Source organism: Paenibacillus sp. NAIST15-1 (genome assembly GCF_001894745.1).
Lineage (GTDB): Bacteria > Bacillota > Bacilli > Paenibacillales > Paenibacillaceae > Paenibacillus_B > Paenibacillus_B suaedae.
Map to the genome: position 1 here is coordinate 599,411 of NZ_BBYF01000002.1, position 26,494 is coordinate 625,904.

Sequence of the window (26,494 nt, forward strand, 5' to 3'; positions counted from 1 at the left end):
TATTGAAATATACATAAAAGGAATGAGTATATGACTGAATATAAATTGTATCGTTACTCATCTGGTGATGATGAAAAACTCATTATGCAAAGTAGTGACATTGACTTTAGTATTATGGTAGCCAAAGAAATGTCTTACGATTTTTACACTTGTCGATTAGAGACTTGGGTTGATGATAAACAGGAATATGGTTTTAGGTACTTTAGTAAAGGAGAGGAGATTACAGAACAAATTATTGCAGCTATCTTGGCTGAGTATGTGGAATAACATATGAAGTAGGTGAAACCAATTAATCAAGAATACATAGGTTGCCATTGTCACACCAGTAGAGGAAGTAACATCAGATTAGTAGATAGTATCAATAAAACTAAAGATCTAATCAAAACAGCAGTTGATCTTGGTTATAAAGGAATGGCGATTACTGACCATGAATGTTTATCAGCTCACGTAGAAGCAATTCAAATAATTAAAGAATTAAAATCAAATGGTAAAATGAATGAAGATTTCAAGCTGATTCTAGGGAATGAGATTTATCTTGTTGATTCCATAGAAGAAGTACGTGATAACTACAAAAGTGGAATAACTAAGTTTCCTCACTTTATTTTACTAGCTTGTGATACTATCGGTCATGAACAATTAAGAGAGTTATCGTCGATTGCTTGGAGTCAAAGTTTTGTAACTGGTCTAATGGAAAGATGTCCTACTGAGAAACATGTACTTGCTGAGATTATTAATAAGAACAAGGGACACTTGATAGCAACTAGTGCTTGTCTTGGCTCTGAACTCGCAATTAACACTCTAAATCTTATTGAAGCTGAGAAAGTGGGCAACAAAGAACAGATTATATCCTACAAAACCAAAATAGATGAGTTTATTAAATGGTGTATTGACGTTTTTGGAAGAGACAGGTTTTTTATCGAGTTACAACCTGCACTTTCTCAAGAACAGATTCAATTCAATAAACGTGCTGTAACAATTGCAAAGTTCTATGACCTGAAAACAATTGTGGCTACAGATGCTCACTTCCTAAGACCTGAAGATTTAAAAATACATAAGGCGTTCCTAAACTCCAAGGATGGAGACAGAGAAACAGAAAGTTTTTATGCTTCATGTTTCGTTCAATCAAAGGATGAGATTATCGAACGACTTGGTGTTGAAGACAATTTAACTCTTGAACAAATTAATGAGGCTATGTCTAACACACTTTTAATTGGCTCTATGGTTGAGGAGTATGATTTGTTTCATACACCGACGATTCCTAAGATTGAACTACCTGAGTTTAGTGTTCGTCATTTATTTAAACCAGCATATGACAAGTATGAATACATAGAAAAAATGGCTCATTCTGAAGAAGACCAAGATAGGTATCTAATTAAATTAATTGAAGATGGATTCAATGAGAAGTTCCCAAGAAATGTTCTAACAAAAGAGTATCTTCATCAGATCCTAGCTCGTATCAATATTGAACTAGGAGAGTTATGGAACATTACAGAATCGATGCAACAGGCAATGAGTAGTTACTATGTAACCGTCCGTGAGTTGATTAATATCATTTGGGACGACTGCGGGGGAAATAGCTTAGTTGGTGTTGCACGGGGTTCTGCTGCTGGATTTATTATTAATTATCTATTAGGTATTACACAGTTCAATCCAATGGACTATAATTTACCTCACTGGAGACACATCCATGCTAGTAGACCGGATTTACCAGATATCGACATAGATACGGAAGGTTCAAAACGTAAAACAATTCTACGAGCATTTAAAGAGCGATTTGGTGAGAGAAGAGTATTAAATATTGCAACGTTTGGTACTGAGGGATCTAAGAGTGCTATTCTAACAGCTTGTCGAGGCTTAGGAATTGATAATGATATTGGACAACATATTGCATCATTAATTCCCTTTGAACGAGGAAGTAACTGGACATTATGCGATTGCTTGTTCGGTAATGAAGAAAAACAACGAAAACCTGTGACCGAGTTTATTAATGAAATTGAAAAGTATGAAGATCTTAAGGAAGTCGCGCTTAAAATCGAGGGGATTGAAAATAAGAGAAGTATTCATGCTGGTGGGATATACATATTCAATGATGATTTTGTGAAGTCAAATGCTATGATGAAAGCCCCAAATGGTCAATGGATTACGCAATTCTCAATGGGCGATAGTGAATACATGGGCAATGTGAAATATGACCTGCTCACAATTGAAGCACTCGATAAGATACGTGAAACTATGAATCTATTAATTGAATACGGAGAAATCGAGTGGCAGGGAAGCTTACGAGGCACTTATAACAAGTACTTTCATCCAGATAAACTTGAATTCAACAACCCAGAAATGTGGAAGAAACTTGGTCAAGGTGAAGTAATCGATCTATTCCAATTCAATACGCAAATAGGCATTGAGACAGCTAAAAAAGTAAAGCCAGAGAATCTACTTGAAACTGCTGTTGCAAACTCTCTTATGCGTCTGATGAGCGATGGTGGAAGTGAGCAGCCAGTAGATCAATATGTAAAGTTTAAGAATGATATATCCCTTTGGTATGACGAAATGGATGAGTATGATTTATCACCTGAAGAAGTTCAAGTGATGGAGAAGTACCTAAAAGACATCTATGGAGTAGCTGACACACAAGAAGTTGTAATGCAGATGGTTATGGACGAGAGAGTGGCTGCTTTTGATGTTAAACTCTCCAATAAATTAAGAAAAGCTATTGCAAAAAAATCGGAAGAAGCTATGAAAGAAGTTAAAGAAATTTTCTTTCGAATGGGTGAAGCAATAGGAACATCTCAAAAAATCCTTCATTATATATGGGATGTTCAAATAAAGAGGCAGCTTGGATATTCGTTCTCGTTGTTGCACACCTTGGCCTATAGTCTTATTGCTCTACAAGAACTGAATATCTATTTTCGATACAACCCATTGTACTGGAACACTGCCGTGTTAACAGTAAACTCAGCAAGTTATGACGATTCAGATGATTCTGATAGTGAGGAAAAGAAAGATAATAAGTCAACGAACTATGGCAAAGTTGCATCTGCAATCGGGATGATGAAACAACATGGAGTAAAGATTGGCTTACCAGATATAAATAAAGCAAACTTTGGTTTTAAGCCAGATTTAGAGAATAATCAAATCATCTATGGAATAAAGGGTTTGGTTGGTATCGGAGATGATGCTGTACAAGAGATCATTTCAAATAGACCATATAATTCATTTGAAGATTTTGTTGAACGAATGTTTGACACTTCAAAAATAACTAAATCGCAGCTAACACAACTTATAAAAGCAGGATGCTTTGATTCATTCGAAGACAGAGAAAGTATCATGAAGAAACACATAGATAGATTATTTACACCAAAAGAAAAATTAAATATGCAAAATTTCAATATGCTAGTAGAAATGAACTTGATTCCTGAAGAATACAAATATTACGCAACAACTTTTAAGTTCAGAAAATATGTCACGAAAAACGTACATAGAACTGAGGGGAAAGATAAGTTTTATTTGCTTGATGACATATCAACCAAGTTTTTCGATGAGTATTTCAGTGATGCCTCAGTGGTAGATTACATAAAAGGTAGACCATTAATCTCTGAGAAAGAGTTTAAAAAAGAGTATGACAAGAAAATGAATGGTATCAGGGATTGGCTAAGTGACCATTCCACCTTAAACATGGTTAATAAGAGTTTATATATAAATGAATGGAACGAGATTGCATACGGGAATATCAGCAAATGGGAAATGGATTCTTTATCGTTCTATTACAATTCGCACGAACTCTCTGATATTGATAAAGAGAAGTATTCGATTAGTGAGTTTAGTAAGATGAGTGAAGAACCTGTAATAGTAGGCACTTATGTATCGAAGGGTCGAGAAAGACCAAAGTTCAAGATTGATGCTATCGTTGGAACGGTATTAGATCGAGACAAGAACAAGCATACAGTTACTTTACTTACACCAGATGGAGTAATAACAGTAAAGTATTATGATGGTGCATTTGCTCATTACAATAAGCAGATCTCAAAGCCATTACCTAATGGGAAAAAGCAAATACTTGAGAAGAGTTGGTTCACTAGAGGAAATAAGTTATTTATCTGCGGATACAGAAGAGGATCACAGTTTAAACCATATAGATATTTTGACACGTTTCAATTCCCACATACGACAATGCTCATTACCGATGTAGGTGATGATGGAACAATTCAAGTAAAACAAGAAAGAACAAAAATATAAGAGGTGTGATTATCATATGTATAAAACAAAAAAAAAATAAGAAGCCCAACAAAGACACCAAAATGTTTGTAACTTATCTCGAACCAAACGACAATGAAATTACCCTTTCATTCCGTAACAGTAAAGCGAAAGAAGAATTTGAGCAATTAAATAAATTATTGAAACTAGAAAGGATTCAATTTAAAAGTCCAATGTCTCAAAAATCAGCAATTGATTGCAGCGTTAGTGCGATCAAAAGCGCCCTTACATATACACTTAATTAGAGGTGAACTAATTGGATAGATTTGAGTTCGGTGTTCCTGATATCAATGAAGCAAAGGTGTTGCTTAAGTGTTCAGAATCTGGCTATGAAATTTATGAAGGTAATACATACATAGAAACACCTGAAGGCGAAGCAATCATAGATGATTTAGAAATTGTGATGAGAAAGTACGGTCTTATCCGAAAAACAGCAGGAGAGATAAATAATTGAGCAAAAGTAAAACGAACGAAGGGAAGGTCTTTGAAAAGAATTGGGCAGAAAGTTATGCTAAATTACCAATCTACTATCTAAGACTTGTAGATGCTGTTAAATGGACTAGGGGTGGAGATTCTTCCTTCACTCCATCCAATCCATTTGATGCACTACAATTTAAATCTCCATTCTTGTTTCTTCTTGAACTTAAAAGTACATCTGGTACTAGTATGAGTTTTAATCCCAATAAGCCAGATGAGAAACCAGAGAATAATAAATCACAATTGATGTTGAAGCCACATCAAGTTAAGGCGCTTATGAAAGCAATCGAAACTGAAGGGATAATATCTGGCTTCATTATTAACTTTCGTGAGAAGAAAATGAAGACAATTCATCATCCACATGAAACGTACTTTATACATATCAATGACTTTATGAAGTTTGCTATTGAATCAGGGAGATCAAGTATAAGTCGAGAAGGTTGCAGAGAGATTGGATTGTATATCGGCGCAACACTTAAAAAGGTAAACTATAAATATCATGTTGATGAGTTTATAAATGAAGCCCTAATAAAGTATGTTAAAGCAGGTTATATAAGCGAAGAGTTTCTTACTAGAACACATCAGCAAATTGAGGAGTTATTAATTCATGTTTAATATGAAGGAGATCCTATGGCAGTATCAATAAATGATTATACTCTCGGTAAAGTGTCGTTTTTAACGCAAGAAGATGATGACTTTGTACCAGACACTGTTTGTAATGATAAAATAACCGGTTGGATAGATGAAATGATAAATATAGTAATGTTAAAGGAAAATGATGCTATAAATACAAAGTAAGAAATGCTATAATACAAAATATATAAAATATATAAAAACAGGTGATTTAATGTGGTTACTCTAAGAGGAAGTGAAAAATTAAATAAAGAAATGTTTTTAGCCTTGATCGATTTGGTCAAGGTTATTATTTATGTGCGCGTATCAACTGATGACCAAGCAAAACACGGTTATTCATTGGAGTCACAAATAGAACGGTGTGCTGAGCACCAAAAACAGAAATACAATGCCGACGATGATGAAATCTTGGTTATCGTGGAAGAAGGGGAATCTGGAGATAATCCAGACAGACCTGCATTGAACTATTTATTGTATCTTGTAGAAGAAGGTATGGGGAGAGTCGTATATGTTCTTCACCCAGACAGATTAAGTAGATTTCTTCATCTGCAAACTAATGTATCGATGAGAATCTGGAACGCAGGATGCGATCTACAATTTGTTGAGTTTGATTTGGATAAAGATAATCCTGAATCAATGCTTATGTACAATATTCAGGGCTCTATCTCTCAGTACAATAAAGCTAAAATATTGGCAAACAGTAAACGAGGTAAAAGGCAAAAAGCCAAGAAGGGAAAGTTAAATGGAGGGAAACGATTTTACGGTTATATATACGATAAAGAAACAAGTAATCTGAGCGTGAATGAATTTGAAAAAGAGATATACTTGAGAATGGTGTCAATGCTATTAGAAGAGGATTGTTCTTGCTCAGACATTGCGAGACAACTAGCAGAGGATAATGTAGCTGCACCAAGCGGAAACTACTGGTATCAATCCACAGTAACAAGAATACTTAGGAATGAGTTGTATACTGGCATATCATATTATGGAAAAACTGAAGTAATTCAAACTCAAGGTAAGAAGAAGCAGGTCAAAAGAAAGCAAGAAGATTGGATACCAGTTGCTGTTCCTGCTTACATAACGAATGAAACTTATCTCGATATTCAAAAGAAAATTGATAGCCTAAGTAAAGTAAAAAGTGGAAGGCCAACACAATCTTATTTGCTTAAGGGGCTAAGCAGATGTGGAAGATGTGGAGCTGCTGCATCAAGTGGTATAACTTCAGTTACTAAAAGAGGAATACTAAAGTATTACACATGCAATAACAAAAGTAAGAAAGAGTTTGAAGTGGGAACGGGAAGAGTAAGGAAGAAATGTAGGGGGCGTAATTGGCGAGTCGACCATATCGACAATTTTGTGTGGGAGTATATACTGAGTTTAATATATGACCCAGTTCCTTATATAGAGACAATTATTAAGAAAAAAACGAACATCAGCAATAATGAGGTAATAAACAAAAGATTGAAAAAGTTAGAAAAAGCAATGAAGGAACAGGAGTTTGCAAAGGAACGCTACATCGACTTATATGCATGTGGCATGATCAAGAGCAAAGAAGACCTAGAAAAGAAGACAAAACCTATTGAAGAAAAGATCAAAGATATGAGCTCTCAAATTTCGATATTAAATGAAGAAAAAAAATTATATGAAAACAAAAATAATGAAATTGATCAAATGAAAACGATGCTAGAACATTATTCAAAGATAATTGATCCAGAAAACGTACCTTTTGAAATGAAGCGAAAGTTGGTCAAAGCACTTATTCATAGCGTAACCCTAAACGACAACATGACTATAGACGTAGTGCTTAAGGTTTCAGACTCAATTGGTGCAATTTCTTCTGTAAATAAACATAGAAACCAAAGCACTAGCCAAAGCCATGGAGGATCATAAAAATCAATTTATCCTCATATTGGCAGGGTATTCGGATGAGATGGATTGGTTAATGCAGACGAACTCTGGGCTGCCTTCGCGATTCCCAATACAAGTGGAATTCCCTGATTATTCGGTAGATGAACTTCTGCATATCGCAGAATCTATGGCAAAGGATCATGATTATGTACTAATGCCAACTACACAGGCGCAGTTAAAACAGGTGATTTTGGATGAGAAAATTCTTGCCCCTAATCTGTTCAGTAATGCGCGCTTTGTTCGAAATGTAATGGAAAAGGCGATGCGTAATCAAGCGGTTCGCCTCCTTCAGCTATATCCGCAGCAATCTCCGGGCAAGCTGGAATTAATGACATTGAAGCCAGAGGATTTAAAATGGGAGCGAAAATGAGGTATACTGTACAACGTATATGGTCAATGATCATAGTTCGATGGAAATATGGATGATGAACCGATAAGGAGAATGTACGCGAATGCGAAAAGAGCCTCACCAAACGAATCAAAATATACCCGATCGAGCGGTGCTCGTGACTTTAATAACAGATGATGTCAAGCGGAGCGGGGTTGATCCTCAATATTCGCTTGACGAGCTGGTGCAGCTGGCGGAAACGGCTGGCGTTGAGGTGTTGACCACGATGACACAGCAGCGTGAATTCCGTGATCCTAGATGGTTCATAGGGAAAGGCAAGGTACAAGAACTCAAGGCGGTCATTGATGAGATGGGTGCAACGACCGCTATTTTTGATCAAGAGCTGTCTGGCGCTCAAGTCCGCAACCTGGAACAAGCGTTGGATGTGAAGATTGTAGACCGTACTCAGCTCATTCTCGATATTTTCGCACAACGAGCAAAAACAAGAGAAGGTATCATTCAGGTGGAGCTGGCACAATTGTCATATCTGCTCCCTCGTCTATCCGGACACGGGAAGAACCTGTCGCGTCAAGGCGGTGGTATCGGCACAAGAGGGCCCGGGGAATCCCAATTGGAAACGGATCGCCGCCATATTCGAGGACGTATAACTGACTTGAAGCGTCACCTGCATGAAGTCGTTCGCAACCGCAATCTGCATCGAGAGCGCCGCAAGAAGACAGGAGCGTACCAGGTTGCGCTTGTCGGCTATACGAATGCGGGGAAGTCAACGCTGCTGCGACAACTGACTCAGGCGGATGTGTATGTGGAGAACCAATTGTTTGCGACGCTGGATCCGACTTCTCGCCAGTGGGAGCTTCCTAGCGGCAAGGAAGTGGTCTTAACGGATACGGTTGGCTTTATTCAAAATTTGCCTCATGATCTTGTAGCGGCTTTTCGTGCGACATTAGAGGAAGTGAATGAGGCCGATCTCATTTTGCATGTGATGGACGCATCTTCGCAGATGCGAGAGGATCATATGCGGGTCGTAGAGGATATTTTGCAGCAATTAGGAGCGGGAGCTAAGCCGCAAATTGTTCTCTATAATAAGAAGGATCTATGCACCCCAGAACAACGACAGATGCTGCCGCATGATAAAGATCACTTTATTATAAGCGCTTATGATGAAGGGGATCTGGAGCGTATTCGGCAGGCAGTGCAAGATCAATTGTCCGGCCAAACGGTTACCTACCGAATATCCGCGGATCGTGGGGATTTGATTGCCTTGATCTATCGATTGGGAGAGGTTCTGGAGCAGGAGATCGACGAGAATGATCTGCTGCTTAAGGTTCGGTTGGATCGGCTAGCCGCTGAGCAGCATGGATATAAGTTGAATGATTACATCAATAAATAAGCTTTCCTTCATGGGAATGGATCAAGGGGAATGGATAAGATGCAATTTACAGCAAGACTGGAGCAATTGGAGCAGCAAATCGAAGAGAAGATTGCAGGGCAGGTACGTGGAATCGAGCGAATTGCAGAGCGGAATCAATGGAAGGTTATACAGGCGTTTCAGAAGCATCATGTGAGTGATTTTCACTTTGCGGGATCGACGGGGTATGGCTACAATGACCGTGGACGCGAGGTGCTTGATGAGGTATATGCTGAAGTGTTCGGTGCGGAAGCGGGATTGGTGCGACCTCATTTTGTATCAGGCACACATACGATTGGGACGGCTCTATTCGCCGTACTTCGCCCTGGCGATGAATTGTTATACATTACGGGTACACCGTACGACACGCTGCATAAGGTGATTGGCAAAGAGAATGATGGGACAGGCTCTCTGCGTGATTGGGGAGTATCCTATAATGAGGTGCCGCTGACTGAGGCAGGAGATGTAGATTGGGAGCAAGTGCGTGAAAGCATAACCGAGCGTACGAAAGTCATAGGCATTCAACGTTCACGCGGTTATGGATGGAGAGCATCCTTCACGGTTGAACAGATCGGTGAGATGGTACGGCAAGTAAAAGCGATTAAGCCGGATGTTGTTGTGTTCGTGGATAATTGCTACGGGGAATTTACAGAACTGCAGGAGCCGACGGAGCTAGGTGTTGATGTAATGGCTGGCTCGCTTATTAAGAACCCAGGAGGCGGTATTGCTGAAACAGGCGGTTACATTGTAGGTAAGCGCATGTATGTGGAAGCAGCGGCCTCTCGCTTAACTGCACCGGGAATTGGTGGAGAAGTTGGAGCTATGTTAGGGTTGACACGTTCGATGTATCAAGGTCTCTTCTTAGCGCCAAGCATCGTTGGACAAGCAGTGCGAGGCAGTGTGTTTGCAGCAGCCTTGTTCGAGGAGCTTGGGTTTGAGACCTCGCCGCATTGGAAGGCGCCTCGTACTGATTTGATTCAAGCCTTGCGATTCCATACAGCCGATCATCTAATCGCGTTTGTTCAGGGGATTCAGAAAGCCTCGGCCGTTGATGCGCACGTCGTGCCTGAACCATGGGACATGCCTGGTTATGAGCATCCAGTCATTATGGCGGCAGGTACCTTCATTCAAGGGGGAAGCTTGGAGTTGTCTGCCGATGCGCCGATTCGTGAGCCATATACAGCATACATGCAGGGTGGGCTTACGTATGCGCATGCGAAGCTTGGAGCGCTGACAGCACTGCAAACCATGGTTGATCGAGGCTTGCTAGAGCTATAAAATTATTTTGTTAGATTTCCTGACATCCATTGACACGTTTGCTTCCAGGGGATAAAATGAGAACAAGAAAGGCATAGCACATACTCTGATCGGAGTAAATTCACTGATGAGCGACCGCGCGTAACAGGCGTTGTTAGACTAGGATGTCAGTTAGCGCACACAGCACGTAAACTTTCTTTTATGACAAACTAGGAAGGTTGATAAGCAGTGGGAGATGAAATTCGCAGAAATATGGCGTTGTTTCCAATCGGCATCGTGATGAAGCTGACGGATTTGACGGCTCGTCAAATTCGTTACTACGAACAGCATGAATTAATTATGCCTGCTCGTACTTCTGGAAACCAGCGTCTCTTTTCCTTCAATGACGTAGAGCGATTGCTTGAAATCAAGACACTTATTGAAAAGGGAGTCAACATAGCAGGCATTAAGCAGGTACTGAATCCGGTAACGAAGGAATCGGAAGAGGCAACTGTGCTTAGTGAAGCTTCGGAGAGCAAACGCAAGGAATTGTCCGATCTCCAATTGCACCGCATGTTGAAGCAGCAGCTTATAGCCGGTAATAGACCGGGGCAAGTATCGCTGATCCAAGGCGAACTGTCTCGTTTCTTTACAAAATAGATATGAATCTAATCACGCTTATGGAGAAGGAGATGTTACCCTGTGGGTTATACCAGAGAAGACATTGAACGCATTGCCAAGGAACAAAATGTACGATTTATCCGTCTGCAATTTACGGATTTGCTCGGTACGATTAAGAATGTCGAAATTCCGGTAAGCCAATTGCCTAAGGCACTGGATAACAAAATGATGTTTGACGGTTCTTCGATTGAAGGTTATGTGCGTATTGAAGAATCCGATATGTATCTTGTCCCAGATTTGGATACTTGGGTTGTCTTCCCATGGGTAACGGAAGATCGTGTCGCTAGATTGATCTGCGACGTATACACAACGGATGGAACGCCGTTTGCAGGATGCCCGCGTGGAATTTTGAAGAAAGCCCTGAAGGAAGCAGAAGCACTTGGCTTCACGTCCATGAACGTAGGTCCAGAACCAGAATTCTTCTTGTTCAAGACGGATGACAAGGGCAATCCTACGATGGAATTGAACGACCAAGGCGGTTACTTCGACTTGGCACCGACGGATCTTGGTGAGAACTGCCGCCGCGAAATCGTATTGAAGCTGGAAGAGATGGGCTTCGAAATTGAAGCTTCCCACCATGAGGTGGCTCCTGGTCAGCATGAGATCGATTTCAAATATGCAGATGCGATTAAGGCAGCAGACCAAATTCAAACCTTCAAGCTCGTCGTGAAGACGATTGCTCGTCAGCATGGCTTGCACGCTACATTCATGGCGAAGCCGCTGTTCGGTGTGAACGGTTCAGGTATGCACTGTAACATCTCCTTGTTCAACGGTAAGGAGAATGCGTTCTACGATGAAAGGGATAAGCTTGGCTTGAGTCCGGCAGCACGTCAATTTATGGCGGGGGTATTGAAGCATGCTCGCGGATTTGCGGCAATCACGAACCCAACGGTCAACTCCTATAAGCGCTTAGTTCCTGGCTATGAAGCACCATGTTATGTGGCATGGTCTGCAAGCAACCGCAGTCCAATGGTTCGTATCCCAGCGTCCCGTGGTTTGAGCACGCGTGTTGAAGTCCGCAACCCGGATCCAGCGGCGAACCCGTACTTGGCTCTAGCGGTAATTTTAAAAGCAGGATTGGAAGGCATCAAGAAGAAGTCAGACCTTCCAGCTCCTACGGATCGTAACATTTACGTCATGACAGAAGAAGAACGTCTGGCTGAAGGCATCCCAAGCTTGCCATCGAGCTTGAAGGAAGCATTGGAAGAGCTTCTGCGCGACGAGACGATTTGCGATGCACTGGGTGATCATGCATTGCAGCACTTCTTGGAATTGAAAGAAATTGAGTGGGATATGTATCGCACGCAAGTTCACCAATGGGAACGCGATCAATACATGACATTATACTAATTCATCTAAACCCTAGAGCCGTAAGGCTTCTAGGGTTTTTACTTTGGGGGCAGGGGGATGTGGTGAATGTCTTTTTAGATTCGTAATAAAGCAAACAACACACGATAGATGACATTGCATCTGGATCGGATCCAGTTGAGAAAAAATCATTCAGGAATGATAAATGAAGCAAGACAGCTTGTGAGTTTCGAAAGTTTACACGTTCAATCTCGATCCCCCAGTAAGTGCGGTAACATAACAAAAGATAAGTTCTTTGGTATTTTCTAAATTAATGCTTGCATTTATTTCAATTGGGGCTTATTAGGGAGGGTATAGAGTGAACAACTTATTACATAGGGGCAAAGCCCAAGGGGAGAGTGTAGAACATGTGCGATTCCCTAAAAATTATGCGCGAAGTTTCAAAGGATACGACAGAAATGTGCTGAATTCATATGCTAGTGCTCGGAGTTCAAGAAAAGTTAGAAGCGCGGATAGGCAAACTAAAATAACTGTATGGGGGCAACGACTTTCTAGGGGATGGCTATATCATAAAGAACTGTAAGGAAAAAAATAAGTACACAATCAATTGAATATAGTTACACGAGCGGAATGAACAGAATGAATAAGGGCAACCTGAATGTAGATATTGAAAAGTTTGGAAAGATAAACGAGATTATCTCTGAACCTTGTGGTGCTTGACAACATAAACAGGAGGGGCGAGGAAGTTATATGGCACTAACTTGTGAAGATTAACCAGTACAGTTGTGATAAGGTAATTTGCTGTCGCAATCATGTTCGGTTAGAAAGAAGTTTGTGAGGATCCCTGATACGATAGAAGATAGGTACATGCGTGAATACGTCAAGGACTTCCAGGTATACACCTTTGTTTTTGACCCACCAATTTTCAGGAAAAGCAAGAACTATAACCGTCAACAGTAATTTTTATTTTCTCATAATTGCCTGGGGTTACGCTGATAGGATCAGATGGTTCGTTACTTAAATCTACCCGTCTTACTTCTTTCTTGCTTATTGCTTCCCATGTTTCATTTTTATAGGCAAATATCTGATATTTCACATCATCTGTTGGGCCCGCTGCTCCTACGATTTGTACAAAACTCAAATGTAGTGTTTGAGGAAACGTGATTTCTAAACTTCCAGAAAAGAAGTCGGATGTGGGGCCCCATTGAGTGGTTAAATCACCATCAAACACATACTTAGCTAATTGATTATCAAAGTTATTACTATCTACTACCGTCGTACCTTTGGGCATTGGCGAAACTACGTTTGGCTACGAATTAAATGAAGTACCTGATCCAGAAAAACCAACAAATCCAGAGCCGACCAAAGGAAACAGAGCATTATTAGTAGTTACCATGACAACAGGTTTGGAGAAAGAATTCGACCTTAGCATGGAAGAAGTAAATGCGCCTTCATCACATGGTACGAAAATAAGCAGGCTGGATCGGGAACTGCTTCTTATGCAATCAACAAGCACAACAATAACAAAGGGTCATTCAGCGCACGTAAAGACTACGTTATCTTTGATAAGATCCTAACGTTTGAAGTGAACGAGTATACAACTAAATAAACTCAATGCCGCTCCTTCGGGAGAGGTAATTTGTTGACTTTGCAGATATAAATATTTTTCAGATGAGTGCCGATATAAGTTTAGTCAATAAGAAAAAAAGGAATGGCATTTTTGAAAATTATAAAGTTTCTATTGTGTGCAGTATTGATGTTCTCTCTTATTGCAGGTTTAATATCTGCGCAAGAGGGAAAAAACGAAGTGGCTTTTTCTATTCCTGCAAATTCGTTTTGTGATGCATCACATAAGGTTCAATTGTCATTGAACATAACTAACATCGGTGGCAATGCTGCTGATATTACTTTACAGTTGTATAACGAAGAAGGAGCTCCGATCTCTATAAAAGGTGACTCTCACAACGGAATAAAATCTAATATTACACTTGGAGATTCAACTAATATCGCACCTAAAAAGACGGTATTCTACCAAGTTAGTTTAGGGCAAAACTACTTTTCTTGTGAAGAAATGCCATATTACGGTACATTGCAAGTGAAAGATTCGAGCAGTAAAGTAATTGCAAGTGGATGGATAAGTGCTACTAACGGGAATACACCAATTATTATTAATTCTGGATTGCCGATAACTGGTAGTCAAGGAGGAAACGACGCCGCCATCTGATACGAATTTAGTTAAACCATTAGATTGTAATGATCCCGAAAAGGCTATTTTGGCCTTTGCATCAAGTAGTTACAGTCAAAACTTCTTACCATGTAAGGCATTTGATGGAGATATTTATACAAGTTGGGCAACAAAGGATTATACAACGGTAGGGTGGCTAGCAGTAGATTTCGGCGAACCTACCTTAGTGCAAGAATATGAGATTACTGCAAGAACTAAAGATATAGATGGAACCGGATCAGCACCAAAGACATGGACATTCGAGGGTAGTAACGATAAAATCAATTGGACTGAATTGGATACACAGGTAGACCAAAAATCATGGGAATTCGGTGAAGCAAGAAGCTTTTTAACAAAGAACAAAAATAGTTATCGTTACTATCGAATCAATATTACTAAAAACAATGGCCTAGAGTTATACACTGCTATCGGTGAATTACGTATGTTTTAATGAACAGATAAGAGTATCCTTCTATGGATGCTCTTTTAATTTTTATGTTTTTGTCAACCTCCATAGCCGCTCCTTAGGGGGGCGGTACTTTTATTAAGATTAATAGAAAAAGTGATACAGCTTAAGTTAAATAATGGTATTATATAGGAGGGAGTTGGAAAATAACTCTACTACATATGAAGGTGGGATACTATGAAAAAGTTTGTATCAACGCTTCTGGTATTCGCATTAATGTTTGTTTTATCAACTAGCGCTTTCGCGTCAAAAGGCTATGCTGACACTAAGGAAACTGCGGTGGAATTAAACGGATTATCTCAAGCTGGTTCGTTCTTGGATTATCAGGACAGCGACTTTTACAAGTACACAAATAATACTGGAAGAACGATTGTGCTGAACTTTGTTGTTGAGCCGCAAGTAAGTTTTATTAACTATGATATCAGAGGGTATTTTCCTAATGGCGATATCCTTACGGCAAAAGATCAAGGTGCTGGCAACAAGGACATTATTTACGATGTAGAACTCCAGCCAGGAGAGGTTATTTACTTAGAAATTAAGGGTCATACAGTTAGAGACTTTGGAAGGGATGCCCCATATCGCATATACTACCTTTAAGCAAAGAAAGCCCTAATTAGCCACTGAACAATCAGTGGCTTTTTTCATGGAGAGTTCAAAGATCAAACTACTGATCCAGTAGATAAAAGTATTGAAGTAGAGGATCATTTCGCCAGTACATGAAGTAGTTGAGACAGCTAACATAAAAGTCCCCGCTAGGGATAGAAGGGTTAAGGATGAATAATAAAAAGTAGATAATTAGTTTAATAGACAATTCCTTTGTTATATTTACAATTTAACCCTACTGAGTTAATATATTGATATAGGGACAAAAACCCCTATTATATCAATGAGAGGGAAGTGAGACTATGAAAGCAAAAAAAATGTTTGTTGCGTTTTTAATGGCAGTAGTAATGGTAGTGACTTCGCCTTCTGTTTTTGCATACACGGGTTTCGGTGATACCCTACAAGAAGCTGTGATGCTTTATAGATGGGGGTACTCATATGAAGACCAATTCACTTTACCAATTGATAATATCAATGACTATGATTACTATGTGATCGATTATACAAATGGTGATCAGAGTGCAATGGGTTTCCATATTAGTATGAAGCCTCAGCCAGGAGCTATTTACGATCTTCAGCTTATCGAAACAGATTCAAACGGGAGAATTATTAAAGTAACCGACTACAACGACAACACAATTGAGAAAAATATTTGGCATTCGCTTTATAATGGGCATAAGGCATACATCAGAGTATCCTCACATGGGTTTAATGATTACGGTAAAGATTACACTCTGAAGTTTAAGAGAGTTGTATAATAGATATAACACGAGTATGAGCCGTAGGGAATCCCGCGGCTCTTTTAGTTTACTTTGCTGTCCTAAATCTAGTTGTATGACCGTCACGATTTTCGAATCTACACGAAGCTGGATCTCCTCAGCTGTTAACAATAACACCACCTGTAGCATGAATGAATTGACCCGAAATATACGATGCGTCTTCCGATGCCAGAAATACATACGCGGGTGCGACCTCGCAAGGTTGGCCGGCACGGCCCATCGGATTTTTTTCCCCCCACTTCGCGACTTGAGCGGCAGGAAAGGATGCGGGAATAAGAGGCGTCCATATGCTTCCAGGGACAACGCCGTTTACTCGAATGCCTCTGCTGTGCAACGATTTCGAGAGCGACCGGGTAAAAGCAACGATGGCGCCCTTGGTGGCTGAATAATCGATGAGCTGTTCATTCCCCTCATAGGCAGTGAGCGAGGCGGCATTGATAACGCTGCTTCCCTTTTTCATGTGGGGAAGGGCAGCCTTCGTTAAATAAAATACTGAGAAAAAAAATTGGTTCGAAACGTTCTTTCCATCTGTTCGGATGTAATACTTTCTAAATTGTTCTGAACATGCTGCTCAGCCGCGTTATTCACGAGAATATCCAGTTTGCCGAATTGTGTGACAGTTTGTTCCACGATTTGTTTGCAAAAATCTTCTTGGCCAAGATCCCCGGCAATACACAGACATTTACCCCCTTTTTGCTCGACAACCTGTTTGGTTTCTTCAGCACCCGTATGTTCGTTAAGATACACAATGACGACATCTGCGCCTTCTTTGGCGAAGGCTACCGCTATGGCTCGTCCTTGGCCGCTGTCTCCTCCGGTAATGATGGCCACTTTATTTTTTAGTTTGCCGCTGGATTTGAACGGTAGTCTGTCATGCCTTCTGTAAGTGCTTGGATTATCTCTGCGATATTACCGACGATCCCGACTTGTGACGGAATGACCTCGCCGATAGCTGATATCCGTTCTTCGATATGGATCACTTGCGCATTTTTAGGGACATGATATTCCGGCCACCAAGAGGTACCGATGGCAAGGACGACATCCGCTTGTTTGCATAAGTCGCTTGCAAAAGGATTCCCGCCTTCGCCCAAACCGCCGAGCAGGTAAGGGTGAGAATCCGGAATTATTCCTTTCGCTCCGTAACTCACGACAATTCCGCATCCCCAGCGATCAGCCAGTTTCCGGATCGCATCACAGGCATGATTTGCTCGATTGCCAGCAAGGATCAAGGGGCGTTTCGCCTTAAGCATAAGATTCGCCGCTTGTTGGAGTTGGCTCTGTCCAGCTATTTGATTTATTATTCGAATAGGTTCGCGCGGTTGTGTCCCGCAGGGAAGTGTCCATAGATCGGAAGGGATGGAAAGATGAACGGGAATTGCCTGTTCCATTGCCGTAAACATGGCCTGTGTTAAGGTGTCAACGACTGCATTAGGATGAACGACAATTCGGCTGAACCCGGTAATCGCCTGAACTAGTCCCTGCTGATCAATATACTGCTTATACGCTGTTCCGATCTTGGGGGTAGGCGCTTGACCTGATATAGCCAAGACTGGAACGCGATCTAAGTATGCATCTCCTAGGCCAGTCATTAAATTAGTCAAACCAGGTCCCATTTGCGCGGCGCATACTCCGATTCGACCGGTTAATTTGGCTTCGGCAGACGCCATCATGGCAGCGACAGACTCATGTTTTACCCCAATCCATTCCAAATCATTCTGGCGTGAGAGACCCTCCATCAATCCAAAAATGGCATCCCCGATCACCCCGTAAATCCGCTTAACGCCCCATAATTTCAGTTGGTTGATAATCACATCCGCAACCTTTTGAGTTTCGATTCCTTCCTGCAATTGATTTCCTTTGGCAACTTCCGGGAATATACTCATTTTGGCGCCAGCTCCTTGCCTTTTTCTTAGTATGGATGCGCAGCCTGTGTATTATGAACAAGCTTGGATGAATGTTACGGTTGCTTCGTTGGTTTTGATAGTGAGGGATTAATCGACCTTTTGAGAATGGGTCAAGAAGTAATCGGCACTTTCTACAGTCCATAAAATGAGGCAAGTAGGTAGCAGATGTTGAAGTAGAGAATGAGCTGTATAAGCGCACTTGTTAGGCCGTTTTACCTATGTGTCAGTGCATAGAAGCTGCAGGCTATCTGATGATAGCTTGGAATGGGGAGTTGAATACGGTGTCTATCCAAAAACAATGAGCATGGTTTATAGCGGAATATGAAACAGGCTTAATAAAGCACTGCGGGAACGGAAGTCTGTGGATCTTAGTATTTTTTACAATGAATAGGGTATAGCCGAGACACGCACATAACTACCTTAATACTATATGTATTGTATCTAGCGAGAGGAGGGCATCTCAAATGAGTGAAATTGGTCATCATCATCGCTTTACTTCTACAGCCATAATATTGGTTCTGTTTATTTTGTTGGTCATCGTACTCTGTGGCAGCTTTTGTTAATTTGATAAAAGGATCTGAGCTCACACAATTCCCCCATAGGCATTTCACGAGGATCAAATTTACTAATGACGCATCTTCAGTATTGATAACTTGAATATCCTGTTGTCGAGGGGGCATAAAGGCCAGTTCGAATAAGAGCCGATTCAATGGACGGAGTCGTGGAATTCTACCCTTGAAGGGGCAACACCGCCTAATTAATTCAGTATAGGAAATAGCCGAGTCAGAATGAAGGTAACATTTATACGATGTAAATGTGCCAAACGAGAGGAGGTTAACGCATATGGGTGAAGTTGTTGGAGGTTTCTCATGTGGATTTGGAGGTTTCACTTCGATTGGTGTAATCTTGGTCTTGTTCATTTTGTTGGTTATCATTTCCCGTTCATTTATTTTTTAGCATCTAAGTAGATTGATTTCATAGCTCTGTATCTGTACACTGCAAATCTGTTTGAAATACTGGTGTTGTGCCGGCACACCGGTAAGCAAATAAGAGCCGTATGGGCATCCCCCGGCTCTTATTTCTTTTTCCTAGATGTAATTTTCCATTATCCCCAAAATTCATCCATAGCGGGGTCCTTCGTAAATACAACAGTATTTGGATCGATTCAATCAAATGATTCGCAACGAGCTGCGAAAGATGCAATTTAATTTGATTTACTGATTGTTATCTGTTATAGTACTTTCAATTATATATGAACGGATCAACGATGTTGATGAAGAGCAAGTACGTATCAGATAATGAGGTTCAGAGAGTCGGTGGATGCTGTGAACCGATCCTCACCTGATGCCGAATGGACTTCTGAATCGCTCCGCTGAAATGAGTAGGCGTTGCCGGGATTCTCTCTCCGTTATCATGAGAGGAGTATCGTATTGATGGTTAAACCATCTTGCCGTACTTTAGAGTGAATCGCTAATAGCGATTAAAAAGGTGGTACCACGAAAACCTCGTCCTTTATTGGGCGAGGTTTTTTTATATTACTTGAAAGGGGTGATGGCCATGGATGATGGTTGGTGGATCACAAGATTGCATTTCAGAAATAACATTATGAGGAGGAACATAAGTGAAAGAACGGATTTTGACAGGCGATCGGATTACAGGAAAACTGCACCTTGGCCATTACGTTGGCAGTTTAAAAAATCGTGTGGAGTTGCAAAACAAATACGAAACTTTTTTAATACTTGCAGATGTTCAAGCCCTGACTACTCATTTTGAAAAACCTGAATCAATTAAACAAAACTTGCGCAATGTGGCATTGGACTATTTATCAGCAGGTATTAACCCTGATAGCGCAACAATATTTATTCAGAGTTTGATCCCAGAGATTGCTGAATTAACCACTTATTTTTCCATGTTTGTTACGGTCAATTCGTTACGTCACAATCCTACTATAAAGGCGGAAGCCACAGAACGTGGATTCCATGATATGTATTACGGATTCCTGGGCTACCCCGTAAGCCAGGCGGCTGATATTACCTTTTGTAAGGCGACTTTGGTTCCAGTAGGAGAAGACCAAGTTCCTCATATCGAACAAACAAGGAAAATTGTCCGGCGGTTTAACCAACTTTATAAACCTGTGTTAGTGGAACCAAAACCACTTGTAGGTGATGTTCCACGACTGGTCGGATTAGATGGAAATAATAAAATGAGCAAAAGTCTAGGTAACACGATCAATTTGGACTCCACTCAGGAAGAGGTTAGTGAGAAGCTAAAGAAAGCGACAACTGATCCTGCTCGGATCCATAAAACGGATATCGGACATCCTGAAATTTGCCCAGTCTACGCTTATCATCAAGCATTTCGTAAAGAAGGCTCCGATGAGATTTATGAAAGTTGTAAAAAGGGGCAGATTGGATGTATGGAATGCAAACGAAAGATATCGCAAAGTATCAACCATTTACTTGAACCAATGAGAGAACGGAGAAGAATGTATCAAAACGATTCCAAAAAGGTCGATGAAATTCTTATGTCGGGTACAGAAAAAGCATGCCTTGTAGCAAAAGAAACGATGTTAGAAATACGTGATGCAATGAGTATGAACTATTTCTAAGCTGATTGTTTGTTGTACCCAATAGAGTATTAACTTACTTTATACATTCAATCCTACGCTTAGATATTGTGTAGAAGATAAACAGCCAAATTCCTACATGTTAGGAAATTGGCTGTTTGCTCAGTTATATCACTCGAATGAAATAGTGTACTTAAATAGAACGCAAGTTCACCGATGGGAACGAATAAATACATGACATTATTTGCAGTTGAGTTGGATAAACGAGGTGAGGAATTTAATGTACGTGCATTATCTGATCACCCAGGAACGATTGTAACGAATTTATCTCAGAATTTATCGGATGAAGAAATGCGTTCAAATAGAGCTTTTGAGTAGTAAAATATGATGAAGTATTTACGTCCTCTTACATACATATCAATAGGGGTTCATTTTTAGTATGTGTCAACTTTCCTAAAATTTTCAAGTTTGTCATGCATAAATATATAATGTTATGTATTTATATAGTATAGTGTATATTGACTAGCAACTATTACATATAGAAAGTAGTGTTGGAAATTGAATCTTTTCTTCACGTATTTACTAGCGGGGCTTGCCGTTGCAATGCCTGTAGGTGCCATGACCGTTGAAATGACGAAGCAAGGGATGAAAAAGGGATTTATGCATGGCTGGGCTGTTGGATTAGGTGGGATGACCATTGATTTTTTATTAATCGTTGCCTTATATATGGGCTTGGCTTCCGTGCTTGCCATCCCTGTTATTCAAATCCCTATGTGGGTTATCGGAGCATGCTTTTTAATTTATTTAGGCTATGATTCCATCAAAAACTCGGATCAAGGCATTACATTGGCTGGCGATAAACCGAATGCATCATTTTTCAGTTCCTACCGAAATGGACTGCTCGTCGCTATATCGCCAGGTAATCTTGTGTTTTGGATTTCCGTTTTTGGTGCGGTGCTATCTGATTCGTATGATACGACACAACCGGCAAAATTTCTAATCGTAGGTGCAGGAATATTAGCTGGTATCCTCCTCCATGATGTTGGGTTGCTTGCCATTGTGGCTGTCACGAGAAGAGTAATGAGCCGAACTATGATTAAGCGGATGTCTATTATCGCAGGACTGATTTTATTTGGGTTCGCGGGGTATTTCTTATATGAGTTTATAGTAGCAATTCAAGGAATACTGTAACAAAACCTAGAGCTGTTAGGGCTCTAGGTTTTTTGCTTTTGTATTTAAAAGGTTGTGTTTTACTTCTGAAATGTCGATTCATTGAAGCGAGTATGACTATTTCTCTTGAAGTGTCCTCCTTTTACATGCTTCAGATGGGCGACGATCATGAAGGAAACGATGACAAGCAAAAACCATGAGCTGAATTTTCCCCACTTTACGAGATTCCAGCCGTTCGTCTGATGTGGATAATACCATGCGCCCAAGAAAGTCCCGATGTTTTCAGCCACCCATATAAAAAATCCGATTAAGACGAACGACAGAACAATCGGCATTCTTCGTGTCACGCCTAATACGGTATATTCCACGTAGGTTCTAAAGAAGATGACGAATAGCAAAATCATCAAAACCCAACGCAAATCGTAAATGAAGTGATGAGTCATGAAGTTGAAGTAAATCACCGCACCTAGCGGAATCGTTAACCAAGCAGAAGGGTATCGATTTACCTTGACCTGCAGTCGCCGCCACGCTTGACATAAGTAACTTGCCACACTTGCGTACATAAATCCGCTATATAGAGGAACACCCAGTATTTTAGACCAGCCGTCTTCCGGATAGCCCCATGATCCCATATGGATTTTAAATATTTCAAGTGCAAGACCGATGAAATGGAACATACAGATTACTTTACATTCATCCATTGTTTCTATCCCAAACCGGATCATTAGAACCTGCGCCAAGATACAAACAAGCAATAGGAAATCATAGCGATGCATGAATGGAATGTCAATGACCTTCGTGAGTGCCAACATCGCGAAAATATAAGCGGGGAACAAGCAGGACATTGCCTGGTGCCAGCCAAAATTGAGGAATGATTTTAGTTTGAAAAAGTTATTCATAGTTATCTCCTACCTTGTGTTCGTGAAAAATGAATTTTGAACAGTTATACGAGGTGTATCATTAGGTATTATCCTATTCAAATACATGCTTTTAGTCAATAAAAAATTATTGTTATACAATAAATATTTATTGCTAAAGTTGATGTGTGTATATATTCGATGTGGTATAAATCTCTCGAACGATTAGGGTTCATAAGAGTGAACAGTGGTGAGGTTGTTTCAGTGAAGATAAGGAGAGAAAGTCGAATTTTATGAATAGAAAAGAGCGTTAATTTTAACTTCCAACTTAATAGGCCAAATATGGATGCAAACAGAAGTGTTCCGTATTGGGTTTTCGTTATACCCGGTCTTGTTCATAAGGCCACTCCTGCAAATGAAAGGTACTGCTTCTTTTCTAGATGAGATTGTTCAGGTACTGTTCAGCAAATGATATGAAATAATGAGAAAGCAAAAATGCCTCGCTCCCTTCTTAAAAAGAAGAGAACGAGGCATCAATGTAATGTCTTAATGAAAATCACGGAACAAACCAATAACTTTGCCCAGAATCGTTACATGCTGTAAGCGAATCGGTTCATAGGTTGGATTTTCAGGCTGCAAGCGGATATGATCCTTCTCACGATAGAATGTCTTAACCGTTGCTTCATCTTCTTCAGTCATGGCTACAACGATATCACCGTTGTTCGCTGTCTGCTGCTGACGCACGATGACAAAGTCGCCATTATGTATACCAGCCTCAATCATGCTGTTACCCATGACCGACAACATGAATACATTCTCGTCATCTCCCACCATATGCATAGGAAGAGGGAAGTAATCTTCAATATTCTCTGTTGCGGTAATTGGCTCGCCTGCAGTTACTTTCCCAACGACCGGCACGCGTGCGAAGGAGCGAGAGAAGTCTGTTGAACGTTCAGATTGATCATGGCTAAGCAGTTCAATAGCACGAGGCTTCGTAGGGTCACGGCGAATGAATCCCTTCTTCTCGAGTCGATCAAGATGACCGTGAACAGTGGAACTGGATGCTAGACCAACGGCTTCGCCTATTTCACGAACAGAAGGCGGATAACCTTTAGCTCGAACTTCATCACGTATAAAATCAAGGATAGCTTGTTGACGACTTGATATTTTAGACAAGGGTATCAACTCCAATGAATACTCTTTTGACAAAATTATACCACAGAACCTCCGTTCGTACAAACATAAGTTCTAAAGATTCTGCAGAAAAAGATTGTGAGAAGTTCGTAAATTACGAGAGAGAAACAAGAGAAAGTTAAATGAGGCTAAATGCTTATTTTTCGATAATATAAAAAGGGGAACGAACGTTCTAAAAAAACATTGACTCAAACGTGTGTTCGTGTTAGATTACATTATACAAGATAACAGAACAAGTGTTTGGGAGATGAGTCATTTATGATGTATACAACATATCGTTCAATCTATAAGGTGTCGACAACAGCTTCACAACCTATTCAGAAGAAGCGTTTGTTTCCTTTACGTGTTCGATTCATCATGAGCCTGATTGTATTGTTGTTCATTACTTGTGGAAGCATTGTTCAAGCGCTTGGCATGGATGATAGCCAAACGGAAATTGTAAATGGAGCTGCTGTGGAGCGCGTACTTGTTCAGCCTGGAGATACACTCTGGGGGATTGCATCCTCTTATAAGCCAGAACATACGGATACGCGTCAGTTTATATATGAAATCGTTGAGATGAATCAATTGAAAGGTGATATCTTACCGGCAGGAGAAGTATTGCTCGTTCCGATCCGATGAGTCGGGGTCATTGTCGAATTTACGGTTGAGAAGCTTTGCATTCCGATACATAAGAGCAGAAGGTTGGAGGCCCGAAGAGGCCTCTTTTTTGCGATATAAAAGCTTTCTTGCTGCTTGCTTGACAAGCTGTTACCTCCATGTCAAAGTAGAACATATGCTTACACACATGGAGGTACCTGATGAATATCGACAAGCTTATTGCACGAATTAATGAATTGGCCCGCAAACATAAGACAGTTGGGCTGAGCGATGAGGAAATGGAAGAACGCGCGAAACTGCGCGAGGAATATTTGGTTCTATTCCGCAAGCAGGTACGCAATCAATTAGACACTATTCGCTATGTAGAAGATGAAGAAGGAACAGATAACTCTGGATCGAACGGGATCGTTCATTAAATGAACCTTCATCGATAACGATGGATTCACATTATTCGTTTACTATACAGGGGGTTGCGAATTCATGTCTCGCAGTTGGGAACGTAAAGTCCGTCAAAATAGTGAAAAGTTAAACAAACAGCGAATGAAGCAAGGCAAGCCGACGTTCGCTGCTGGCAAGCCTGCGCACGAAGAGTTTAAAGGACGCAGCTTCATTATGCCAATCGCTTTAATCGCCTTCGCCATTATGTATGGATTGTTGGGCGGTATCATTACGGACAATCAATATCCAACTCTATATTGGATCACAATCGTGTGTTACGTCGGATTGGGGATTATATTATTCCTGAGAAGACCATTTCTTCGTGTTGGAGCAGGTGAGGTATCTACGATTCGCTGGAATCGTCTCCGTACTCTCTCTGCAAAGGATATGAAGAAAATTGCGATCCAACCTGGTTATGTTGTTATTGAACACACGGGGAAAGGTGCGAATTGGATTTTCTCGCGAGTGCTGAATCGTTATGATACGAATGCAATGGGGGAACGTCTTCGTTCCTTCGCAAATCAACATAAGATTGAATTCGAAGATACATCGAAGAAAGACTCGAAAAAATAGAGAAATCCGATATAGAGGATTCGTTATCATTGTCGCTGTGATGGGAGAGATGAAACTTGGCTATTCGTGCTGTACTGTTCGACCTGGATGATACTTTGTTATGGGATGAGCGTTGTGTTGAGGAAGCTTTTGCTGCAACTTGTAAATACGCGCAAGATAAGACTGGGGTCAATGTAGAACAATTGGAAGCATTCGTTCGCCAAGCTGCTCGTGAATTGTTTGCCTCTTATGAGACTTATCCTTTCACACAGAATATTGGGATTAATCCCTTTGAAGCGCTGTGGGGGAGATTCGCAGAGGGAGAACATCCTGAATTTCGATTGTTGGAACAGCTTGCGCCGATGTATCGACAATCTGCATGGACACAAGGTCTTCAAGCCGCTGGTCAACCTAATGATGCATTAGGTGCCGAGCTGGCGGAGCGATTTATGAGTGAACGTCGTTCTCGCTCGTATGTGTACGATGAGACTTATGAGGTGCTGCGACAATTGATTGCGCAATATCCACTATTGTTGTTAACGAACGGATCGCCTGATTTGCAGCAGGAGAAGCTGAATGGAGAGCGTGAGCTTCTATCCTATTTCGATCATATCGTTATCTCTGGAGATCATCCACAAGGGAAGCCTGATCCAGAGCTGTTCAAGCACACGATGTCATTGCTCGGCATCGAACCGCATGAAGGGATCATGATTGGCGACAAATTAACGACGGATATTCTAGGCGCGCAGAATGTTGGCATGCATCATGCGTGGCTGAACCGCAAAGGCGTTGAATTGTCTGGCAATATTCACCCTGAATATACGATTGCAAGCTTGCGTGAAATTGAGCAAATTATTGATGAGATAAATTCGAAGGAATCATAAATC

The 26,494-nt window shown here is 40.7% G+C and carries 26 protein-coding genes, 3 pseudogenes and 1 other annotated feature; of the genes and pseudogenes, 24 read left to right on the forward strand and 5 right to left on the reverse strand.

The window, feature by feature from the left end; translation table 11 throughout:
* The first annotated feature begins 30 nt into the window (after positions 1 to 30).
* The 11 genes and pseudogenes from PBN151_RS06835 (at position 31) to glnA (ending at position 12,296) form a co-directional block, all read left to right on the forward strand.
* Entirely contained in the window at positions 31 to 267 is a 237-nt protein-coding gene (locus PBN151_RS06835; RefSeq protein WP_072728365.1) for a hypothetical protein, read from the forward strand.
* A 12-nt stretch (positions 268 to 279) separates the two neighbouring features.
* Positions 280 to 4,236 (forward strand): PHP domain-containing protein, encoded by a 3,957-nt coding sequence (locus PBN151_RS06840; RefSeq protein ID WP_227774443.1) that lies wholly within the window; start codon positions 280 to 282, stop codon positions 4,234 to 4,236.
* Between the two features lie 274 nt (positions 4,237 to 4,510).
* A complete protein-coding gene (locus PBN151_RS06850) occupies positions 4,511 to 4,708 on the forward strand; it encodes a hypothetical protein (RefSeq protein ID WP_072728367.1) in 198 nt (65 codons plus the stop codon).
* On the forward strand, positions 4,705 to 5,346 hold the full coding sequence (locus PBN151_RS06855) for a hypothetical protein (RefSeq protein ID WP_072728368.1): 642 nt from the start codon (positions 4,705 to 4,707) through the stop codon (positions 5,344 to 5,346). Before PBN151_RS06850 ends, PBN151_RS06855 begins: the two co-directional genes overlap by 4 nt.
* 15 nt (positions 5,347 to 5,361) lie before the next feature.
* Positions 5,362 to 5,529 carry a hypothetical protein gene (locus tag PBN151_RS31090; RefSeq protein WP_175560636.1) on the forward strand — a complete coding sequence of 56 codons (168 nt, stop codon included), beginning with the start codon at positions 5,362 to 5,364 and terminating at the stop codon, positions 5,527 to 5,529.
* Positions 5,530 to 5,619: 90 nt separating this feature from the next.
* A complete protein-coding gene (locus PBN151_RS06860) occupies positions 5,620 to 7,254 on the forward strand; it encodes a recombinase family protein (protein WP_227774486.1) in 1,635 nt (544 codons plus the stop codon).
* Positions 7,229 to 7,642, forward strand: a pseudogene (locus PBN151_RS06865) (AAA family ATPase); the annotation flags it as partial. The gene PBN151_RS06860 and the pseudogene PBN151_RS06865, both read left to right, overlap by 26 nt.
* Before the next feature lie 82 nt (positions 7,643 to 7,724).
* Positions 7,725 to 9,011: a GTPase HflX gene (gene hflX, locus PBN151_RS06870; RefSeq protein ID WP_072728370.1), complete on the forward strand. Its 1,287-nt coding sequence runs from the start codon at positions 7,725 to 7,727 to the stop codon at positions 9,009 to 9,011.
* Between the two features lie 39 nt (positions 9,012 to 9,050).
* Positions 9,051 to 10,307 (forward strand): methionine gamma-lyase family protein, encoded by a 1,257-nt coding sequence (locus PBN151_RS06875; RefSeq protein WP_227774445.1) that lies wholly within the window; start codon positions 9,051 to 9,053, stop codon positions 10,305 to 10,307.
* Positions 10,308 to 10,514: 207 nt separating this feature from the next.
* Positions 10,515 to 10,925 carry a MerR family transcriptional regulator gene (locus tag PBN151_RS06880; protein WP_065293010.1) on the forward strand — a complete coding sequence of 137 codons (411 nt, stop codon included), beginning with the start codon at positions 10,515 to 10,517 and terminating at the stop codon, positions 10,923 to 10,925.
* A 42-nt stretch (positions 10,926 to 10,967) separates the two neighbouring features.
* On the forward strand, positions 10,968 to 12,296 hold the full coding sequence (gene glnA / locus PBN151_RS06885) for a type I glutamate--ammonia ligase (protein ID WP_072728372.1): 1,329 nt from the start codon (positions 10,968 to 10,970) through the stop codon (positions 12,294 to 12,296).
* 883 nt (positions 12,297 to 13,179) lie between these two features.
* Here glnA and PBN151_RS06890 read toward each other — a convergent pair.
* Positions 13,180 to 13,545: a hypothetical protein gene (locus PBN151_RS06890; protein WP_072728373.1), complete on the reverse strand. Its 366-nt coding sequence runs from the start codon at positions 13,543 to 13,545 to the stop codon at positions 13,180 to 13,182.
* Positions 13,546 to 13,600: 55 nt separating this feature from the next.
* On the opposite strand from PBN151_RS06890, the pseudogene PBN151_RS31785 reads away from it, so the two are divergent.
* From PBN151_RS31785 to PBN151_RS06915, 5 genes and pseudogenes are all read left to right on the forward strand, one after another.
* Positions 13,601 to 13,863: pseudogene (locus PBN151_RS31785) on the forward strand (ran-binding protein 10); the annotation flags it as partial.
* Positions 13,864 to 13,974: 111 nt separating this feature from the next.
* Positions 13,975 to 14,478, forward strand: a complete 504-nt coding sequence (locus PBN151_RS06900; protein WP_139295292.1) for a hypothetical protein — start codon at positions 13,975 to 13,977, stop codon at positions 14,476 to 14,478.
* Positions 14,479 to 14,527: 49 nt separating this feature from the next.
* Positions 14,528 to 14,929, forward strand: a complete 402-nt coding sequence (locus PBN151_RS06905) for a discoidin domain-containing protein (RefSeq protein WP_072728375.1) — start codon at positions 14,528 to 14,530, stop codon at positions 14,927 to 14,929.
* 192 nt (positions 14,930 to 15,121) lie between these two features.
* Entirely contained in the window at positions 15,122 to 15,541 is a 420-nt protein-coding gene (locus tag PBN151_RS06910; protein WP_072728376.1) for a hypothetical protein, read from the forward strand.
* Between the two features lie 308 nt (positions 15,542 to 15,849).
* Positions 15,850 to 16,305 carry a hypothetical protein gene (locus PBN151_RS06915; protein WP_072728377.1) on the forward strand — a complete coding sequence of 152 codons (456 nt, stop codon included), beginning with the start codon at positions 15,850 to 15,852 and terminating at the stop codon, positions 16,303 to 16,305.
* A 118-nt stretch (positions 16,306 to 16,423) separates the two neighbouring features.
* Here the strand turns inward: PBN151_RS06915 and PBN151_RS06920 are convergent.
* Both PBN151_RS06920 and PBN151_RS06925 read right to left on the reverse strand, forming a co-directional pair.
* Positions 16,424 to 17,187 (reverse strand): annotated as a pseudogene (locus PBN151_RS06920) (SDR family oxidoreductase); the annotation flags it as partial.
* Positions 17,166 to 18,209 (reverse strand): thiamine pyrophosphate-binding protein, encoded by a 1,044-nt coding sequence (locus tag PBN151_RS06925; RefSeq protein WP_227774447.1) that lies wholly within the window; start codon positions 18,207 to 18,209, stop codon positions 17,166 to 17,168. The pseudogene PBN151_RS06920 and the gene PBN151_RS06925, both read right to left, overlap by 22 nt.
* An 864-nt stretch (positions 18,210 to 19,073) precedes the next feature.
* On the opposite strand from PBN151_RS06925, the gene PBN151_RS31790 reads away from it, so the two are divergent.
* From PBN151_RS31790 to PBN151_RS06940, 4 genes are all read left to right on the forward strand, one after another.
* Positions 19,074 to 19,187 (forward strand): hypothetical protein, encoded by a 114-nt coding sequence (locus PBN151_RS31790; protein ID WP_028533055.1) that lies wholly within the window; start codon positions 19,074 to 19,076, stop codon positions 19,185 to 19,187.
* 304 nt (positions 19,188 to 19,491) lie between these two features.
* Positions 19,492 to 19,746: a binding site (T-box leader), on the forward strand.
* Positions 19,747 to 19,851: 105 nt separating this feature from the next.
* Positions 19,852 to 20,838 carry a tryptophan--tRNA ligase gene (trpS, locus tag PBN151_RS06935; protein ID WP_072728378.1) on the forward strand — a complete coding sequence of 329 codons (987 nt, stop codon included), beginning with the start codon at positions 19,852 to 19,854 and terminating at the stop codon, positions 20,836 to 20,838.
* A 174-nt stretch (positions 20,839 to 21,012) separates the two neighbouring features.
* The gene (locus tag PBN151_RS30625) at positions 21,013 to 21,174 is read left to right on the forward strand and encodes a hypothetical protein (protein ID WP_227774448.1); all 162 of its coding nucleotides are present in this window, start codon (positions 21,013 to 21,015) and stop codon (positions 21,172 to 21,174) included.
* A 180-nt stretch (positions 21,175 to 21,354) separates the two neighbouring features.
* Positions 21,355 to 21,987, forward strand: a complete 633-nt coding sequence (locus PBN151_RS06940) for a LysE family translocator (RefSeq protein ID WP_072728379.1) — start codon at positions 21,355 to 21,357, stop codon at positions 21,985 to 21,987.
* Positions 21,988 to 22,046: 59 nt separating this feature from the next.
* Here PBN151_RS06940 and PBN151_RS06945 read toward each other — a convergent pair whose 3' ends face one another.
* Together PBN151_RS06945 and lexA are read right to left on the reverse strand one after the other, a co-directional pair.
* Positions 22,047 to 22,865 (reverse strand): DUF817 domain-containing protein, encoded by an 819-nt coding sequence (locus PBN151_RS06945; RefSeq protein WP_072728380.1) that lies wholly within the window; start codon positions 22,863 to 22,865, stop codon positions 22,047 to 22,049.
* 504 nt (positions 22,866 to 23,369) lie between these two features.
* Positions 23,370 to 23,999, reverse strand: coding sequence for a transcriptional repressor LexA (lexA, locus tag PBN151_RS06950; protein WP_021253918.1), 630 nt, complete (start codon positions 23,997 to 23,999; stop codon positions 23,370 to 23,372).
* A 276-nt stretch (positions 24,000 to 24,275) separates the two neighbouring features.
* On the opposite strand from lexA, the gene PBN151_RS06955 reads away from it, so the two are divergent.
* The 4 genes from PBN151_RS06955 to PBN151_RS06970 all read left to right on the forward strand — a co-directional run bounded on the left by PBN151_RS06955 (position 24,276) and on the right by PBN151_RS06970 (position 26,491).
* Complete coding sequence (locus tag PBN151_RS06955) at positions 24,276 to 24,638, forward strand: LysM peptidoglycan-binding domain-containing protein (protein WP_021253917.1); 363 nt, start codon at positions 24,276 to 24,278, stop codon at positions 24,636 to 24,638.
* A gap of 179 nt (positions 24,639 to 24,817) precedes the next feature.
* Positions 24,818 to 25,033, forward strand: coding sequence for a DUF896 domain-containing protein (locus PBN151_RS06960; protein WP_021253916.1), 216 nt, complete (start codon positions 24,818 to 24,820; stop codon positions 25,031 to 25,033).
* Positions 25,034 to 25,097: 64 nt separating this feature from the next.
* A complete protein-coding gene (locus PBN151_RS06965; protein ID WP_021253915.1) occupies positions 25,098 to 25,628 on the forward strand; it encodes a hypothetical protein in 531 nt (176 codons plus the stop codon).
* 56 nt (positions 25,629 to 25,684) lie between these two features.
* Complete coding sequence (locus PBN151_RS06970; protein WP_072728381.1) at positions 25,685 to 26,491, forward strand: HAD family hydrolase; 807 nt, start codon at positions 25,685 to 25,687, stop codon at positions 26,489 to 26,491.
* Positions 26,492 to 26,494: the final 3 nt, after the last annotated feature.